Here is a 287-nt window from a genome sequence, read left to right as displayed (position 1 = left end):
CGTCGAGGGCGGCGATCTGGCGGCCCTCGCCGTCCATCACGAAGATCGAGGTGGCGCCGTTCTCGATGCCGATCACGAACACCTTGCGGGTCGAGCGCACCACGGCATTGGCCACCTTGGGGTTGGCGACGAACACCTCCTTGGCGTCCCGCGGCAGGTCGATCACCAGCGAGCGGCCCATGGTGAGGTCGATGCGGCGCGACACGTCGGCCTCGTTGGGGCCGACATTCACCACCGGCGCCGGCACGAGGCCGCCGCGCGGGCCCGCGCCGGCCTGGGCGGCGGCG

At 72.8% G+C, this 287-nt stretch carries 1 protein-coding gene; it reads right to left on the bottom strand.

Annotated features, from left to right (window positions below; all coding sequences use genetic code 11):
- Window positions 1–287, bottom strand: a 287-nt coding sequence (locus A5481_RS34465) for a pilus assembly protein N-terminal domain-containing protein (RefSeq protein ID WP_197514287.1), incomplete at both ends; no start/stop codon positions are given.

The sequence above is a fragment of the Methylobacterium platani genome (assembly GCF_001653715.1).
Taxonomy (GTDB): domain Bacteria; phylum Pseudomonadota; class Alphaproteobacteria; order Rhizobiales; family Beijerinckiaceae; genus Methylobacterium; species Methylobacterium platani.
The sequence above is the reverse complement of the archived record's forward strand: the minus strand, read 5'-3'. Positions and strand labels throughout refer to the sequence as shown.